The 18,370-nt window shown below is 50.5% G+C and carries 11 protein-coding genes; all 11 read left to right on the top strand.

What is annotated here, in order from left to right:
• Nucleotides 1–17: 17 nt before the first annotated feature.
• Entirely contained in the window at nt 18–3,065 is a 3,048-nt protein-coding gene (locus tag Pla110_RS02385) for a VWA domain-containing protein (RefSeq protein WP_144992817.1), read from the top strand.
• 79 nt (nt 3,066–3,144) lie between these two features.
• Nucleotides 3,145–4,155, top strand: coding sequence for an AAA family ATPase (locus Pla110_RS02380; protein ID WP_144992815.1), 1,011 nt, complete (start codon nt 3,145–3,147; stop codon nt 4,153–4,155).
• Nucleotides 4,156–4,158: 3 nt separating this feature from the next.
• The gene (locus tag Pla110_RS02375) at nt 4,159–5,064 is read left to right on the top strand and encodes a DUF58 domain-containing protein (protein ID WP_231742846.1); all 906 of its coding nucleotides are present in this window, start codon (nt 4,159–4,161) and stop codon (nt 5,062–5,064) included.
• Nucleotides 5,061–6,947 carry a vWA domain-containing protein gene (locus Pla110_RS02370; RefSeq protein ID WP_197440451.1) on the top strand — a complete coding sequence of 629 codons (1,887 nt, stop codon included), beginning with the start codon at nt 5,061–5,063 and terminating at the stop codon, nt 6,945–6,947. The genes Pla110_RS02375 and Pla110_RS02370 overlap by 4 nt, the downstream gene beginning before the upstream one ends.
• 62 nt (nt 6,948–7,009) lie before the next feature.
• Nucleotides 7,010–9,142: a hypothetical protein gene (locus tag Pla110_RS02365; RefSeq protein WP_144992811.1), complete on the top strand. Its 2,133-nt coding sequence runs from the start codon at nt 7,010–7,012 to the stop codon at nt 9,140–9,142.
• Entirely contained in the window at nt 9,139–10,092 is a 954-nt protein-coding gene (locus Pla110_RS02360) for an ABC transporter ATP-binding protein (protein ID WP_144992809.1), read from the top strand. Before Pla110_RS02365 ends, Pla110_RS02360 begins: the two co-directional genes overlap by 4 nt.
• Nucleotides 10,089–11,906, top strand: a complete 1,818-nt coding sequence (locus Pla110_RS02355; RefSeq protein ID WP_144992808.1) for a hypothetical protein — start codon at nt 10,089–10,091, stop codon at nt 11,904–11,906. The genes Pla110_RS02360 and Pla110_RS02355 overlap by 4 nt, the downstream gene beginning before the upstream one ends.
• Nucleotides 11,907–12,057: 151 nt before the next feature.
• Nucleotides 12,058–13,884 (top strand): hypothetical protein, encoded by a 1,827-nt coding sequence (locus tag Pla110_RS02350; protein WP_144992807.1) that lies wholly within the window; start codon nt 12,058–12,060, stop codon nt 13,882–13,884.
• 4 nt (nt 13,885–13,888) lie between these two features.
• Nucleotides 13,889–14,902 (top strand): ABC transporter ATP-binding protein, encoded by a 1,014-nt coding sequence (locus Pla110_RS02345; RefSeq protein ID WP_144992805.1) that lies wholly within the window; start codon nt 13,889–13,891, stop codon nt 14,900–14,902.
• Nucleotides 14,902–16,488 (top strand): ABC transporter permease, encoded by a 1,587-nt coding sequence (locus Pla110_RS02340; RefSeq protein WP_144992803.1) that lies wholly within the window; start codon nt 14,902–14,904, stop codon nt 16,486–16,488. Before Pla110_RS02345 ends, Pla110_RS02340 begins: the two co-directional genes overlap by 1 nt.
• A gap of 224 nt (nt 16,489–16,712) precedes the next feature.
• Entirely contained in the window at nt 16,713–17,441 is a 729-nt protein-coding gene (locus tag Pla110_RS02335; RefSeq protein ID WP_144992801.1) for a creatininase family protein, read from the top strand.
• The last annotated feature ends 929 nt before the right edge of the window (nt 17,442–18,370 follow it).

The following is an 18,370-nucleotide window of genomic DNA, read 5'->3' as shown; positions in this document are numbered from 1 at the left end:
ATCGATGGATCAACTCGATGGATAAAGTGACTGCGATCTTCAAGAGCCTGTTTCCGCCGGCGAAGGAAAAATTCTCCTTCGTGCGGATGCTGCCGCTCTTATTGTTCCTGGTGCTCTTTCTGGGATCAATGTACGCACTCGACCATTGGCAGATCATGGTCTTCGGACGCCCATGGATGTTCCTGCTTTCCATATTTATGGTCTGGTTCTGGTGGATGTCTCTCAACGGGTGGAGCGGACTGGCCCCCACTCGCCGGACGGTCAGCCTGTTGGTGCGTCTGACGATTGTCGGACTGTTTATTATCTTGCTGGCAGAACCGCGCGCCGTGCGCATCAGCGATGTACTTTCGGTCATGTTCGTCATCGACATGTCGGACTCAGTCGCCGACAGCGAAAGTGAAAAAGCGATTGCCTACGCCGCCGACATCGCTCGCGATCCGGAAAAACCACAGGAGGATGAATCCGGCCTCATCGTCTTCGGTGGAAACTCGGCAGTTGAAATGCCGCCGAACGTCACTTTCCCCTATGAAGGGGCGATCAACTCCTTGGTTGATCGGGGCGCCACGAATATTGAAGAAGCTCTCTCTCTCGCCGGTGCCATGCTTCCCGAAGGAAATCAGGGACGCGTTGTCCTGATCAGTGACGGTATTGAAACTGAAGGCAACCTGAACCGGGTCGTCGATGAACTGATCTCCCGCGGCATCATGGTCGACATTCTGCCCATTGAATACACCTACGATTCGGAAGTCTGGCTGGAACGGCTCGACTTGCCTCACTCCGTTAAAATTGGCGAAAGCTATGAGGCTTCCATCGTCCTTTCTTCCATTACTGCTGGGTCAGGAAAATTGAACCTGTATGAGAATGGTGAAAAGATCGCGGAGCAGCAAGTTGAATTCGAAGCGGGTAAGAATCGGTTTGTGATTCCCATCCAACTACGAAATCCCGGTTACTACGAGTACACGGCCGAACTGGAAACCGAAGAGGGAATCGACAATCTCTCCGAAAATAACCGGATGGTCAACTACCTTTACATTCAAGGAGAAGGTAGCGTCCTGCTGGTCACCGATCCAAATGGAGACGCCAAGGATTGGGCCGATCTGCAACGAGCGATCTCCGAGAGCAAACGCCAGGTGAAAACGATGTCGGCGTATGAGTTCCCCCGGGACTCTCTCTCGCTGATGCCGTATGACGCCATCTTTTTTGTGAATGTCGGTGCAAACGAATTTGATGTCACCCAGCAACAGGCGATGCACGACGCCGTGAAAAACCTGGGTGTAGGATTCGCGATGCTCGGAGGAGAGAACAGCTATGGTCCGGGAGGTTACCACCGGACTGTTATTGAAGACGCCCTGCCTGTGACCATGGATGTCTCGAACAAAAAAGTCCTTCCTAAAGGTGCCTTGGCGATCATTCTGCATACGTGCGAATTCCCTCAAGGTAATACATGGGGAAAACGAATTGCCAAACAGGCGATAAAAGTCCTCAGCCGACAAGATGAAGCGGGGATTCTTGTTTATGGGCCCAAGGGTGAGGAATGGTTATTCGATCTGACTCCCACGTCGGAATACGAAATGATGGCTCAGAAGATTAACTCCGCCCAAATCGGCGACATGCCCAGTTTCGCCACGACGATGGAATTAGGCCTTAAAAGTCTGAGTGCTAGCGACGCTTCCGCCAAGCATATGATTGTGATCTCCGATGGCGACCCTCAACCCCCCACCCCACAACTGATCAAAAAATATCAGGACTCGCAAATCAGTATTTCCACGATCGCCATCTTCCCGCACGGAGGTCAGGAGATCTCCACCATGCGACGCATCTCGGAGGCAACTGGGGGACGTTACTACTACCCTGACGACCCCAACATGTTGCCCTCGATTTTCATTAAGGAAGCGCAAACCTTACAACGGACGATGATTCAAAACGAAACGGTCGTGCCCGAATCCGGGTTCCCTTCTCCAATTCTGAAAGGGATCACCTCAATTCCACCGCTGGAAGGTTACGTGTTAACCTCGATCAAAGATGACGCTGAATCGGCATTACAAGTTATCAATGAGGGAGAACAGGGAGTCGATGTCGATCCGATTCTGGCGACATGGCAGTATGGACTGGGCAAGTCGGCCGCCTTCACCTCGGACCTCTCTTTGCAATGGGGAGTGAATTGGGTCAACTGGGAACAGTACCAGGCGTTCGTCCAGCAATTTGTCACGCACATTTCTAAAGTTCATAAAGAAACATCGCTGTCGATGTGGACTTACAAGGAGGGAAACACAGGGACCATTGTCGTCGAAGATGCCTCGCCGAATCAGGATTTCCTGACGGTTCAGGCCCAAGTCAACGGACCTCAGAATCGGAGCGAGACTGTCGACCTCAAACAGGTCGGCCCCCGCCGGTATGAAGCGAATCTGCCTCTCTGGGGTGAGGGGCGTTATTCCGTGGTGTCGGCAGGTGTCTCGGGGAATCGAAACGAACAAGCCGTGGGTGCCATCATTAACCCCTACGACACTGAGTACATGGAGTTCCAATCCAAGACCACGATCCTCAGACGCATTGCCGAAAGGACTCAGGGAAAAGAACTGAGCAGTACCCCCGCCGCTAAGGAAGTCTTCGACCGTCGCGAGTCCCGGGAAAGCTCTCAACCAATATTCGACTGGTTCCTGATTGCACTCGCCTGCCTGGTTCCTCTCGATGTCGCCCTTCGTCGTATTCAGATCGACTGGTATCTTCTTTCCAGTTGGTTCTCGTGGGGCGGAAAGAAAACAGAATCCACAGCGACGATGGGAACCCTGCTCGACAGGAAACAACAACTGAAAGGTTCCTTTGAAAGCCAACGGGAATCACAACGGGCCCAGCAATTAGCAAACTCTGCCCGTAAAACCTCAACGGGCACGATGGACTTGAAACAGAAAGCCAAGTCAGCAGCGGCCGAGACACGTAAAACACAGGAACGACAGGCAGAAGCCAAACAGGCGGAGGAGAAAAGAAAAACGGACTCCAACCGCATGACGAGCAAGCTGCTTGAAATTAAACGTCGTCGTGAAGAAGACAAAGAAAAAGGAAACTGACCTGTAATCTCGCAGTGTCATCCCTCATACCAAACAACGAATCATCCACCCGAATTAGAATCCTCTGGAGAAAACCGTCATGAATAGCCCGGTACAGGAAAATGAAGTGCTACAGGCCGAAGCGGATCACTTCAAACAGCAATACCAGGAAGCGAAAGATCAGATCGGCCGAGTGATCGTCGGGCAGGAGCGCGTTATCGAAGCTTCGCTGACGGCGCTGCTCTGTGGTGGAAACATTCTACTCGAAGGGGTGCCCGGTCTTGGAAAAACGGAACTGGTAAAAGCAATGTCCCAAGTGTTGGATCTGGAGTTTCGCCGGATTCAATTCACTCCCGACCTGATGCCGGCGGATATCATTGGTACCAATATCATGAGTACCGACGAAACGGGCAAGTACCGTTTTGAATTCCGCAAAGGCCCAATCTTTACCCAGCTCTTGTTGGCAGATGAAATCAACCGGGCCTCTCCGAAGACACAATCGGCCCTGCTCGAAACGATGCAGGAAGGAACGGTCACCACTGGGGGAACGATCCACACACTCGCGCAACCGTTCTTCGTCATGGCGACCCAGAACCCAATCGAGCAGGAAGGAACTTACCCTCTTCCTGAAGCCCAGCTTGATCGATTCATGTTCAAAGTCGATGTACCCTTTATGTCGCGACACGAACTGAATGAAATTGTGACTCGTACGATTTTGCGAAACAAAGTCAACTTGGAGAAGACCCTCGATTCCGAGCGCATTCTGGAACTTCGAAGAATCCTCGACAAAGTAGTCGTCGCTGACCCGATGCGGGATTACGCCGTGCGGTTAGTGCTGGCAACACATCCAGCAACAGAGTTCTCCAATCCCCAGATCGAACAATTCATACGTTGGGGAGCCAGCCCTCGCGCCGCACAGTCACTCATTCGGGCCGCCCGTGTTCGCGCGCTGTCGCAAGGTCGTGTGCATGTTTCCTACGAAGACATTCGCTACTTTGGCGTGGAAGTCCTCCAGCATCGTGCTTTATTGAACTACGACGGTCAGGCGGAAAACGTCTCAGTCTCCACATTGGTCAGCGAAATGATGGAACAACTGCCGGAGGAGGCATAACCCTTGGAAACTCCCACCAAAAAAACGCAACTGACGGAGCTACTGGCCAACGATACGTTGGGCCGCGTAGAGAAAATGCGTTTACTCTCCCGCCGGAAGTTCACCAATAAATCGCATGGTGAACATCTCTCCGGCAAAGGAGGAACCAGCACCGAGTTTTCGGATTACCGAAACTACGTGGCGGGTGACGACGTCCGTTACGTGGACTGGAACATCTTCTCCCGTCTGGGCCGCCCGTACATGAAACAGTACCGGCATGAAGAAGAGATGCATGTCGTCATCATTGTCGATGCGTCCTCCTCCATGATGTTCGAAAATAAATTCACCCTTGCCAAACAGCTCGCCACTGCCCTCGGCATCATGAGTATTATGAGCCTCGAACGGTTGTCGATCTACGGTTGTCATATGCAGGGGCTTCATCCTTTCCAGCTCCCTCCCTGTAGCGGTCGGACCAGCCTGAAGCGATTGCTCGCTTTCATGGAAGGACTTGAAGGAGGAGGCGATCAACCTATCGATCAAGCCGTCGAGTCTGTTTTACGCACGCATCGCGGTCGTGGCATTTGTGTGTTGCTTTCCGACTTCCTGACCCTAGGAGACCTGTCTAAGTCCTTTAACATGCTTTACAGCCGTGGGTTGGAAGTGATGGGCTTGCAAGTTCTCGGGCCGTCCGAAATCCATCCCGATCTCACCGGCGATATCAGACTGGTCGATTCCGAATACGGTTCAACACTCGACATCTCCTCCGCAGGTGACCTTTTAGAACTCTATCAGGAACATCGCCTCGCACTCGAAGAACAACTCGCCCTGCAGTGCCGTCAACGAAGTGGTCGGTTCCTGTCAATCAATTCCGAAACAACAGTGGAGCAAATCTTGTTTGATCTCTTGCGACGGGAAGGATGGGTCCAATGAGCTGGATCGGTTTTCAGGCTCTCCATTTCGGCTGGCTCTTCCTGCTGCTAATTCCGTTGGTCCTGTTTTATTTCCTGAAATTGAAACGACCACAGCAACGCGTTTCGTCCCTCGTCCTCTGGCAACAGGTCCTGGACGATCAACGAGTGAATTCTCCGTTCCAAAGGTTCAAACGGAACATTCTCCTTCTGCTCCAACTCCTGCTCCTGACATTGTTAATTCTGGCGGCGATCCAACCCTTTCTAACGGGCGACGCGGAACGGGCCCGGTATATCCCCATCGTAGTCGACACTTCCGCCAGTATGGGGGCCGTCGATGCTGAAACAGGGGAATCCCGGTTGGATGTCGCGCGAAAACGCATTGGCGAGATGATCGACAGCCTGACCTCCGATCAAAAGATGTCGCTGGTCTCGGTCGACGCCTCGGCGCGGCGATTGACGGAATTCACCGACGACAAACGGATGTTACGAAAAGCTCTCGAGAACCTGGAGGCTGTCGATCTCCCCAGTGAGATCGAAGATGGCCTGCGGATGGTACAAGCCATGTCTCGAACGGTGCCCGTGGAAGAAGTGATTCTCTTTTCGGATGGGAATTTCCCCGAACAGATTAACTTCGAGCTTCCTTTTTCGATTAACTATCAACAAATCCCCACGGTCACGGCCAACCTCGGAATTACTTCCTTCAACGCGCAACGCACCGACGATAACTCCTGGGACGTGTTCGCCGTGATTGAGGCCGCTCAAGAAACGATAGGAGCCGAGCTTAAGTTATTGAAGAACGGGGAGGTCATCGACCAATCGACGATTCTCGTCGGACAGGAAACACCGCATCGGTTTGGAGTCCGTATTGAGGTCAACGACGCTGCCCAGTTCGAACTTCAATTAATTCCCAAACAACACGATTCTCTCGCTGCCGATAACCGAGCATTTCTGACCATCCCTCGCACTCGTGCCCTCCGCGTCTTCGTCGACCCTGAGATGCTTGCCTTTCGACACGTACTCAGTTCGCTCGAACGGATTGAAGTCTACCCTGCTCCCGGTACCGATCCTGAAACTGCTGCGGGTGACTTCGACCTGATCCTCAGTCAGGAACCACCTACTTCAATTCGTTCCGCACCATTGGAGTTTTACGAGGGGTATACCCCGACTGATCTGGAAACACTCGTTTCCGTGAATGAAGACCAGGCGATGGTGGTCGACTGGTTTCGGACCTCTCCATTGCTACAACATGTTCAACTTCAGAATCTCATCATCAATGAAGAACCCGCCTACTCCGAGGGAGCTGGGGGAAAGCAATTACAGGATCTTGGCTATGAGATTCTGGTCCACGGGCAACAAGGGCCACTTCTCTTGCAACAGAAGCAGATTGAACGAACCCGCTATTTCATGTTGTTCCGTGCCGGGCTGTCAACGTTGCCGTATCGAATCGGTTTTCCGGTTTTGGTAACAAATCTGGTTCAGCAAGCGATGGAAGTCGCCGGACTATCTAATGCCTCCGCCGCGAAAACAGGAGTCTTACCGGGAGAACTCGTTTCCCGGGAAACCGACTACAATATTACTGGACCACACGATTTGAGCCGTAAGTTATCGAGCGACAATCACGGGATTTTGGCGGGGATATCCGCCCCCTATGTCGGTGAATACGAAATCCGAGAGGGAGGTGATCTCATTGCCCGTCGTGGAGCAAGCCTGGTAAATCCCCATGAGTCGTCTCTGGTGTCTAATAACAAAATCCAGTTCGACGAACTGCCCGTTTCCGCTGCAGCACAGCGAGTTGATACGGACAAACCCCTTTGGCGTTATCTTGCTTTTGGAGCGTTCGGATTCCTCATTCTGGAGTGGTGGTTCTTCCAGCGTCGTCCATTGGGGGCGAATAAAATATGAAACGAGTTTCAATAACCAGTTTTTATTCAACATGGATCGTGAGCCAGCTGGTTCTCCTGTCGATGTTCGCATGCCCAGCGGTTGTGAATGCGGCTGACGAGAAAGAAGAGATTCCTGTCGGCATGGTGAGCATCGAAGTCCTGCCACTCGTTAACCGCAGTCGGGGACAGTCGCCGCTGCCAGTGACCTTGCACGCCTTCAATAACTCGAAACAGATTCTCACTGGCGATCTTGTCATTGAAGCCACCGAAGGAATTGAATCCAGAATCAAGCTCTTTACTTTCCGAACGAGTGCCACGTTCGTGGAAGGGGAGCAGCGAACCCGGATGGTGTTGCCCTTACAGCTATACAGAGCGAACACGGGACAAGTCGACCTGCAGATGTATCTGGAAACAAATGACAAAAGGTTCGATCTGGATACACATCCCGTTCAGGTTCCCAATTATAACTCCCAATTCTTTTCTATTGGTTTCTGCAAACCGAAGCTGAATCAGTTCACCGGAGAAGAAGAGCAGCACCGTCTGCGGCAAGTGCAGGTTGAAGACTGGTTAAGTTACAAAGAGCCGATTCAATTGAACGAAGATCAGGAGATCTTCTTTCGGAGTTCGATACAACAAACGGTTTTCAGTGAACTGGATGAAGACACACTTCCCGAACGCCCGATCGATTATACCAGCTTCGATATACTCGTGATGTGGGAAAAGGTTTATCAGGATCTGTCACAGAACGAATTCGAGGCCATTCTTCAGTGGGTTAGAGCAGGAGGCAACTTGCTGTTGTACTTGCCGGAGAGCGTGGACGATCAGCACCTGCACAATTTGAACACTTTGGACAGTTCTAATTCAGAAGCGCCCTTGTTCTACAATGACATCGAAAAACAGTTGAGTTGGGACGACGCTTCAACTCCCTCTACATCTCCAATTCTTCGCCACTGCGGGCTGGGGCGCGTGGCGATGTTAACATCAGAGTTAGCCGGAGATCAGGAACAATTCAATCAGAATAAATTGGAGACCTATCTCTTTCTCTGGCGAGTGAGAAAGAACATTGCTGACTTACTATTGGATAAAGAGATCTTTCAACTTCCCCCAAGCCCGGGGCAACTGCCTGTAGACCAATTCAATTCAACCTCGTCGCATAGACAGTCTGGGTTTATACCTGATCAATTCAAGAGCGAAGAAAAGATTCAGGCACAAATGCAATTAGCTTATCGACAAGATCAGCACATTACTTCTCATATACCAGAATACTGGCTGCAGCAGAACAACGCCTGGTCGACCCTACTCCCGGATGGGTTTCAAATGGTTCCACCCTCATTCGTCATGGGGGTCATGATCGCCTATCTCATTCTGGTTGGACCGGGAGAATATTGGCTTCTTGGCAAATTCAAAATACGAAAATGGACCTGGCTCAGCTTTCCGATAATCACGCTCGTTTTCACCTTCTTTACTGTCGGCAGCATCAATGCTTATATGCAGATTGAAGATCCCATCCGCGCGATTCTTGTCACCGATGTAGATGAACAGGGCGAGGTACTCCGGCAGACTTCCTTCGAGTGTGTGCTTAGCCCTTCCCAACAAATCAAAACGACGAATTACGACCAACAACTGGTGAGTCCTATCGAAAGTACAGCGAACTGGATGTCTCGACCTGGCTTCGGAGAGTTCAATCAGACTCGCGACCAGAAAAATGCAGCCGCCCCTCTTTACGAAGGTAGTCTGTCTGGTGAGTATTCATTAACTCAACAGCTACAGAAATGGTCGCCGCAGCTATACGTCGGATTTTCCATTCCCAAAGCGGACGAAATCAACGACAGCACTCGCTGGAAACATACCCCAGGTTTCTGGAAAGAACTCACTCCGGAAATATTGAATGCTCCAGAGGCGTTGCGTGAATTAGTAGCTCGGCACTTCCCCCAATCGGTCCAAGTGGAAGTGATTAGACCTGCAGGCTCATCCAGTTCTTATTCGGCTAGTCGATCGACTGTGCAGCAACTAATGCATGCTGTGGAGAGCACCCGAGACAAAAGTCTATTTCTTCGAGTCCATTCCGTCGCCCCGCGACCCGGATCGTTTGAAACTAATCAGATCGTCGCTGATTTCCTTTATTCTAATGAGACCGTCGTGCGAGTGATGTGGGAGACTAATGAACTCATGCATGTTGAACGTCGTGTATTTCGAAGCGAGCAACCCGAATGACCGACAGCATTGAAACTAACATCGTTGAAATAAACAACCTGCGAGTCCATTACGGCAAACTCATCGCTGTGGATGGAGTCAGCTTTTCGATTCCCAAAGGAGAAGTCTTCGGCTTCATCGGACCGAACGGCGCCGGTAAGTCGACGACAATCAAAGTTCTGGCGACGCTGCAACGGGAGTTCACCGCCGAAAAAGTACTTGTTAAAGGGTTTGATGTTCGTTTGCAGGCTCGCAAAGTACGCGAATGTATCGGTTATATGCCCGACTACTTTGGCAAGTATGACAATCTCACTTCCAGAGAGTATTTGCACTTCTTCGCCGCCGCTTACAAGATTGAGATTAATAAACGGGATGCAATCATCTCCGACGTTCTGGAGCTGACCGACCTGACAGGTAAGATCGATGCCCAGGTCGACTCACTTTCCCGAGGAATGAAACAGCGGTTGGCCCTCGCCCGTGTCCTGTTACATGACCCCGACCTGCTCTTGCTCGACGAACCTGCGTCTGGGCTCGACCCACGAGCCAGAATTGAAATCCGCGAACTTCTGCGGGCACTGCGAGATATGGGAAAAACGATTCTGATTTCTAGCCATATCCTGCACGAGCTTTCCCAACTTTGTACGTCGATCGGCATCATTGAAACAGGAAAGCTCGTCACTCAAGGAACGCTCGAGGATATTTACGAACGACTCAGCCTGATGCGGATCGTGCATACGCAGGTCACCAATCTGGACGACGACATGGTCGCCAGAATAGAGAAGATTGCTGGAATCCAATCAGTCGAACGCCAGATCGATCGATTGGCTCTTCGACTGAAAGAAGGTGAGACGTCCATCGAGGAATTGCATGAGAAGCTCGTCGAAAGTGGAGCGAGGATTCGTATGTTCCAACCGGAAGCGATGGATATGGAAACGGCGTTTATGAAACTGACCGAAGGAAAAACCGCGTGATCGACAAACTGCGAAACAGGTTCAGTCTTCCCCTGCTGGCGCGCGATTTGACCCAGCAGGCTGGACGGCGTTCGCTATATGTCGTGCGAACGTCGCTCGTCATTGGGATGATTATCTGGATCTGGTTAGCGACTGACACCCTGTCGCGGCTCGGCCCCAACGGCCTGCAATCCATTTCCAATCTGGGGAGTGGCCGAGAGTTATTTCAAAGCTTGGTCTGGACGCTGTTCATTGGCATCTATATCTTTGTGCCCATCCTCAGTTGTGGGTCGATTGCTCAGGAGAAAGAGAACGACTCCCTGCAGTTGCTCTTACTGACACGACTCGGCCCCTGGTCCATCATCATGGAGAAGTATCTCTCTCGTGTTTTTCCGATGCTACTTTATCTCTTCTGCGCATTGCCGATTTTCGCTTACCTGTATTCACTGGGGGGAATTACCGAAGACCATATTTTCACATCGTTCTATATGCTCACCCTCGCCATTCTGCAATTGAATGCACTCTGTCTGGCCTGTTCGGCCGCTTCCAGTAAAACGATAAGTGCTCTAGTACTCTCTGTTGTAGTCGCCTGCCTGTTTTATCTGACTCCCTCAATTCTGGGAGAGATTTTTCATGTGATGACATCGGGATTTCTGAACCGATATTGGACAGGGTTAAGTACAATAATCTTGTTCCCTCCGGCCTTGCAAGAAGTATCCTATCAGGGCGATTTACTGATTGTTTTCGCCTCGCTTTTCGATAAATGGCCCATGTTATCGCTGGTGGTCGCTTCAATCCCCATCTGGATCAGCACGCTTATCTTTCTTTATCTCGCTCGCATACTGTTACTTCGCAGAGCAACCGTAAAGTCGCGAAATTGGTTGTATATCTTTTTTGAAAAGCTGGACCGGCTGTTCAATGAATGGAACGAAGATGTTACCGGCGGGATCGTGCTGATCAAAGACCGAAATGACTTGCCTGGATATGAACCGATCAGCTGGAAGGAGACTCGCAAAACCTCCGTCGGCACGGCACGCTATCTAATTCGTGTCCTCGTCGTCCTGGAATTGCCTGTCATTTTCATTTGCCTTTTTCTCATCATGGAAGGAGTGCGGAATGCTTCTGTTTTTTATCCCGTCATGCTGATCATGCTTGGGATTGCCCAGTTGATCCTGATTAATAAATCAACCGGTTTGATTACGCAGGAGCGTATGCAACAAACACTCGAAGTTATTCTGGCCACCCCCCTGAGCGGTCGAGATATCATCCTCCAGAAATCACGAGGTGTCTTAAAGCTCTGGATCGTCGTGATGATCCCTATTATGACTTTGATCATTTCCAAAACTCTCATTCTGTCTCCCTCGGTGCAGTTCACTTATCTCCTCTTATCGACAGCAGTCGTTATCTCGACCACGTATCTATCAATCTGGCTATCCATACTGATCGGTTTGAAGCAAAAACGCCATCTGTACGCCGTGACAATCACTCTGAGTATCATCGGTCTGTGGGCGATCTCAAGTTCGTTAATTGGTCTGTTCGTAGGATTGAACCCAAACGGGAACATACTTAATTCGCTTTACGTGGCAATTTCACCGCTGTCCGTACTGAGATTGATTGACACATTTGGATCGATTCAGGTGGGATGGGAGATGTATGGTTTTGGAGTTGTCATTGGGTATTTGCTCTACGTCGTCGCCACTGCTGGGCTCATACGACATATTTGCCTCTCACGTGCGGATGAATTGCTGGGCCGCATTACGGCGGATCCAAATGATATAGGTCGAATCTCATCCCATTCTTTATCTAAACCGGTCGACGAACCGACCCTCGCGTGACATTCCTGGATATTTCTCGCCCTGTTTTCTTGAGAGCAGAATTTTACTGTGGCCTACGTTACACTGGAGAAAATTTAACGGGTCCGAATATCGTGGACTCGGTTCTCTGGCTTCCGAACAGACCGAATATCGAATAGACATAAGTGAGTAAATGATGCGACCCTCCTTTAATGCCGCTCATTATTTTCTGGTAACCTTTGTCGCACTGGTGGCCAACGCCTTTCCCTTCGCCGATTCCGCTCAGGCGTTTGATATCGAAGAAAGGAGATGGGGATACGACGGCACTGTTTACTCGCACGAAATCAATCCGTTATTTCTCCGATTACGAAACAACACCGGCGAGGCCGAAGAATTCACTTTGAGCCTCAAACAGAAATCATATGGTACCCGTGAAGTCGGTGCGTTGATCAGCGTCGCCGAAGAACAAAGTACGCTTTTCCTAAGCCCGTTCAGCGAACGGTGGGTCACCTTTTATATTTATATCAGGCCCGGATCTAACGACGTTCAATTGTATCAAGGTAGAGATCGCGTCGGAAAAGCAATTCCCATTGCAACCCGAAACCAATCGTCAGGAGAGCGTCCCGACCACATGAGCCGGGTTCTGTTCACCGCCAATGAAGAATTCGATCTGAACCAGAAAAGTCAGCTCAAACGATTTCCTTCGGATATTTTCCCGCCCAACATCACTGGTACGGATACGTTGGAAGCTGTTTTTCTGGATCATGAGCCTCGCTGGCAACCGGAACAACGAAAAACATTCATGCGCTGGCTCCAACGCGGCGGAACGTTGCACCTGCTCCAGTCTCGTAGTGGAACCTACCCCAGCTTTACCGAAGAGCTTTCGGTTTTGAACGGGTCGCTCGACCATCAATACATTGGAAACGGAATCGTTGTACGACATCCGATTCAGCAGAATCGTCTGGACAAAGAGACGCTGGCCGACATTCAAAAACAGGAACTGGCTCTGTTCGGGATTGAGCAGCCAGAAATTGAGAACCAGCAAAATGACTATGGATATTTCAATTATGAAGGCAACGTCGCAGAGTCAATGTTTCCTGCGTTAAAGCAATACGTCAACCCGAACCACAACTGGCCTGTGATGTATCTGATCTCCTTCCTGTACCTGTTCGCCGTCTTTCCAGGAGCCTGGCTGGTCAATAAAAAATGGAATGATTTCCGCATCACCTATGGCAGCCTGCTGCTGTCGGTTCTACTTTTCAGTCTGTTTTATAATATGGTCGGCGCCCGGGGTTACGGTGAATCAACCCAAATCAACTCCATCGCAGTCGCACGCGTTCTGCCCCACAACGAACTCGATGTCACTCAATATTCAAACGCATTTGTCACCTCGGGTGACCAATATCGACTTGAACACAAGGGAAATGGTGTCATCTACACGACTGCCAGTGACGAAGATGTTCTGGGAAAGGTTCAGCTTGGTCCTCAGGCCAACTTCATCGTCGACATTCCCCCCTTCTCTTCCCGCCCGTTCATGCACCGCACGCTCATCCACGAGCCAGCACCGGCAGTGGAACTGACCGCCTTCGATGTCAAAGTCGGACTGAAAAGCCTCCAGCTAAAGATTAACGGTATTGGAACAGATTCCGTCGTCTGGGCCGCGAACGGGGACTGGATTTCTAAACTTTCCCCTAATAACGGCGTCTGGACGTCAAAAAAAGATAGCAAAACAATTCAAGAGTTTGCCGACCACCAGGATTACAACCAATCGAGGTTCTACGGTTCAGCAATCGAACCCGCTGAAGTTCATCAAATCGACAATAACTTATTACGTAATTCGATATCGAAGTCTCTGCGGTTACGTCGCGGCTACGATGGAATGTATATGTCGCTCAAGCAGGATCGCATTTATGTTTTTGTTCAAAGCAATCTTCCGCCTGCCCTCGAATGTGCGAATGAGAACTTCTTAAAACAAACCGGCAAACTGGTTTATCAATACGAACTTATTCTCTCGGAGTAACGAGATGTCCAATACCCCTTCGGTTGAGAACACATCACCGGAATCGGCCACCGAATTAAAAACAGGCGAACCGGGTTCGCTCCCTGCCATTGAAATGAAGGGAGTCAGCCATCGGTTCAAAGATCATAACGCTCTAGATGGGGTCACCTTCAATGTTCCCCAAGGAGCCCTCCACGGGTTCGTTGGGCCGAACGGCGCCGGTAAAACGACTTCGCTGAAATTAATTTGTACTCTGCTCAAACCGCAGACCGGTCAAGTCCGAGTCATGGGAAAGAGTGTTACTACGCATGTGAAGGAGGTCCGACAGCTCATCGGGTTCATGCCGGACCATTTCAGCTCTTACCGGCAAATGACTGTTTTCGAATACCTCGATTTCTTCGGCGCCGCCTACGGTCTCTCGATGCGGCGCAGGAATGAAGTCATCGACGATATCCTGGAACTGACCGACATGGCGGGAAGACAACAAAGCCTGGTCGGTGGCCTGTCCCGCGGGATGCAGCAACGCGTCAGCCTGGCCCGTGTGTTGATCAACGATCCCCAGCTTCTACTACTGGATGAACCTGCTTCCGGACTCGACCCCCGTGCTCGTATCGAACTAATGGAGATCCTGCAGGCGCTCCAGGAGATGGGAAAAACGATCTTTATCTCCTCGCACATTTTGAAGGAACTAGAAGAGCTTTGTGACTCGGTGACTATTATCGACCGGGGCCGGATAAAGTATTCCGGAACCATGGACGATCTTCGCGATCACGGACATGAAAACATCGCTTACCGGATCCAGCTGGTCAACGGCACAGAAGATCCCATCGAAACGCTACTTGGAATTCAGGGCGTCGTCTCGGCGGACTCGGTAGGAAAGTCTCGCGCGATTCGCATCGTGCTCGATGAAAACCAGATCGATTCGAACCGTCTGCTGTCGGAATTGATCCAACGGAACATTACGATCACCAGCTTTGAAAAAGAACAACGTCAGCTCAACCAGGCCTTCATGGATCTGACAGAACAGGGAGTCCGCTAATGTTTCGAGGTACGTTTGCATTGCTACAGCAGGCCTTACGCACCGACTCCCGTAAGATGTCGACGCACCTGTTCATGCTGTTATTCATCGCCTCGATTCTGATGATGTTATACGGTGTCGAACAGGAAAGCTCTTTCCGTTCGGCACCGGGCAAAGACTTCTTCATGATGATCGGCTACCTGAATTACTTCGCCATTCTGCTAGCAGGGCTCGGTTTCTTCAGCTCGGCGATAACAGAGGAGAAAGAAGACGGTACCCTTGGCCTGCTCAAGATGACTGGAATGAGCCCTCTAGTTTTGCTACTGGGGAAATCGACATCACGATTGATCTACGCGCTACTGTTGCTCTCCGTACAGATTCCGTTCGTCATGCTTTCCATTACCTTGGGAGGCGTGATGCTGAATCAGATCATCGCCACCTATGTTGCGTTAGCGGCGTTTCTGATCATGGTTGCGAACTTTGGTTTATTCGCCTCGGTCATCGCGCGGAATTCCAGGCAGGCAGTGCTCTTGATGGTGACTTTAGCCGTTGCGTACGGGTTGGCCATGGCTATTCTGGCGATTAGCTTAGGTGCACTCAGAATAAACTCCCCTGGAAATACCTTGACGATTTACCTACAGGAATGGCTGGAATTTCTAGCGTATAATCACCTCTGGTATCGCTTGATGATTATCATGCAAACCGGTTTCAATGAATCGCCATTTTCGTGGCAGGTCTGGGGAAATCTGATCGTCGGTGGCATCTACTTTCTGTTTTCGTGGTTACTATTCGAACGTTGTACGTCATCCAGTTTGCAAACCGAATCGGGCCCCGAACGAATAGACCTGTTCAAATCGAAAAAAGTCGATCGTAAAAATCGCAATCGGGGCCGCGCATGGAGCCATGCCCTCGCCTGGAAGGACTTTCATTTCATCGCGGGGGGCTTCAGTCAGTTTTTACTCAAGTACATCCTGTACAGCCTGATTCTCGTTGGAATCTTATTTCTCATTTACATGGGAAACAATTTCCGCTGGCAAATGGAGCGGGAAGATATCAGCTGGATGCTGATAGCTTTCTCTTTAATCGTTTTGGGAATTGAACTGTGCATTTATGCTGCACGCATCTTTCAGGATGAAGTTCGCTGGCAGACCCTCTCTGTGCTCGTCATGTTACCACAGTCCATTCCGCAAATTGCCTATCAGAAAATCGCCGGCTGCCTGTGGGGACTAGTCCCCATTCTCAGTTTCCTCCTCTTGGGCTGCGCGCTCGCTCCGGAGAATGTTTTCGAGTTCCTGGAGAACGTTTTCTTCGATGAAAGCGGCTTCTTCGGTATCATTATGTTTTTGAGTGGCTGCGTCGCCTTTCTGCACCTGGTGGTTTACCTTTCTCTGTATGTCAAATGGGGAGCCCTGCCCGTCGCCATAATGCTATCCATGTTCTACCTGACCTGTTGTGGAATCGGGAGTAGTCAAATCATGATCGGTAGTACTGGCAGCGACAGTGGATTCTATTTCTTCGCTTTCATCTGGATTGGGATGTTCAGTCTGATCTCAGTCGTCCTGCATATACTCACGGGGGAAAAGCTCCGCGACATGGCGTCTAAGTAACACCAGTGCCCCCCCCAAACAGGCTACTCCGGCAGATAACCTGTCCGGGAATGACATCCGATCACAAGCTCTGGTTTGCTCTCTTAATCACGGAACAGTACAACAGAGGAACGGACTCACAACGAACGCTCTTGATCGTGACTGCTATTTCGAGCGATGACCTGCGTTCCCTCTTGTTTACCGCCCCCGTTTTGCACCAAGAATATAATCACTGGAAAAGAATCATGAGCCAAGCCACCCGCCCCGCTAAACCTGTTCTGCTTGGTCAGAATACGCGCAAAGAGTTTCGCGAACGGATGCAGTCCGGCGAACTGAAGGTCTGCATCATCCCCGTTGCCGCGACAGAACAGCACCTGGAACATCTGGCGATGGACCACGACTACCGCAGCGTGATGCACGTGGCAACCGCCGCCGCCGAAAGGAACTCACCACATGTGATTGTGGCTCCCTCCATGAACATCGGCATCAGCGAACACCACATGAAACATATCGGCACGCTATCGTCGATGCCGGGCAGTTGGCTGGGTGTGCTGTTCGACACGATCCGCAGCATGCAGTCAGCGGGGTTCGAACATATTCTGGTCCTCAACGGACATGGGGGCAACATGGCCCCCTGCAAAGGGATCTGGGGCCAGTTCCAACAGCGACTCGAAATTAACCTGCAATTTCATTCCTACTGGGATCTCCTCCCGTCCCATATCTGGAAAGAGACGATGCAGTCGGGCGACTACCCGGGTCACGCTCAGGAATTCGAAACCGCCTTCGCCATGTACGCCTTTCCGGAAAACGTCGACCATGAAGCGATGGCTGCTCAGACAGATCAGGCCCCGGCCCTGGCAACTCCCGAGACCGGCAAGATCCTCGTCGAAAGCATCATCGACCACGTTGCCCAACATGTAAAAGAAATGGTCGACGGCGAAAACGTCTGGGAAGTCCCGCCGTTCTTCCCGTAGGATGGATGGAGCACGAGCGGTTCATTTCATCGCAGAGCCAACGATGTAATCAGCATACCAGACTGTTCCCCATCGTAAACACCTTCTTCTCGCACACTTGAAAACAAGGAATGTTCCCGAAGCATGTCGGATTACTTGAATGAAGAGAGTTTGGATGAATTGTCTCATACTTATGTAATACCTGAAGAAACTAATTGGTGCTTTCAATATACATGGGAAGATCAAAAATACTGGTGAATAAGTCCGTCGGATCGAAGTGAAAGTAACGCCGAGTTAAATCGTCTGCTCGACTAGTTTGGAAGTAGGAAATGTATCCTATGAATTCTGATCGACTTCAGCTCCTTGAGTGGATTACAGAAATGAGTCTCCGTAATCCAGAATTGAGATTAGGTCAGCTATTGGCCACTTCATTGGCTTGCTTTCCAGTTTCTAAGAACCCAGATCTTCGCGTTTATAGAGCAACTGATCGTGAACTAATTCAGTCACTTCAATTGTGGCATAATCACGATCCAAGGGACGAGAAAGACACTCTCCTACTCAACGCTACCCGAGAAGCATTGCTGAGAGAAATATCCTTGTATTCGGAATTACAACCTGACTGGACTGTTGGGCGAATACTATCCAATTTTTCGGCATGGGCGGGAAAGAATAATCCATGGTTTTTGATAAATACAGACGACGAGCAAATGCTTAGCGGTGCTCGCATGCCTCCCAAGACTGAAGTAAGACCTAACCCTATCAGATGGCCAGAATATTCGATTGAGAGTGATATTAGGTAGAATCTGATTCAATACCTTCTAAGTATCCCAAGGTGTATTTTGTCGAGGTAGAAGCAAGCAAGTTGTCCAATACGCACAACGTGCCTTTGAAAGTTTTCCAGCCAATTGCTCAGAGTACCCTACGAATATTACGCTCATCTCGTCCAAGGT

This window comes from Polystyrenella longa (assembly GCF_007750395.1).
Classification (GTDB): domain Bacteria; phylum Planctomycetota; class Planctomycetia; order Planctomycetales; family Planctomycetaceae; genus Polystyrenella; species Polystyrenella longa.
Note: the sequence above shows the minus strand (reverse complement) of the source record. Positions and strands in the feature narration are given on the sequence as shown.

Bases quoted from the DNA above. Each gene is read 5' to 3' on its own strand.
- Pla110_RS02345 (WP_144992805.1), top strand. From the start codon at position 13,889: ATGTCCAATACCCCTTCGGTTGAGAACACATCACCGGAATCGGCCACC.
- Pla110_RS02335 (WP_144992801.1), top strand. From the start codon at position 16,713: ATGAGCCAAGCCACCCGCCCCGCTAAACCTGTTCTGCTTGGTCAGAAT.
- Pla110_RS02360 (WP_144992809.1), top strand. From the start codon at position 9,139: ATGACCGACAGCATTGAAACTAACATCGTTGAAATAAACAACCTGCGA.
- Pla110_RS02370 (WP_197440451.1), top strand. From the start codon at position 5,061: ATGAGCTGGATCGGTTTTCAGGCTCTCCATTTCGGCTGGCTCTTCCTG.
- Pla110_RS02350 (WP_144992807.1), top strand. From the start codon at position 12,058: ATGATGCGACCCTCCTTTAATGCCGCTCATTATTTTCTGGTAACCTTT.
- Pla110_RS02385 (WP_144992817.1), top strand. From the start codon at position 18: ATGGATAAAGTGACTGCGATCTTCAAGAGCCTGTTTCCGCCGGCGAAG.
- Pla110_RS02365 (WP_144992811.1), top strand. From the start codon at position 7,010: ATGTTCGCATGCCCAGCGGTTGTGAATGCGGCTGACGAGAAAGAAGAG.
- Pla110_RS02380 (WP_144992815.1), top strand. From the start codon at position 3,145: ATGAATAGCCCGGTACAGGAAAATGAAGTGCTACAGGCCGAAGCGGAT.
- Pla110_RS02340 (WP_144992803.1), top strand. From the start codon at position 14,902: ATGTTTCGAGGTACGTTTGCATTGCTACAGCAGGCCTTACGCACCGAC.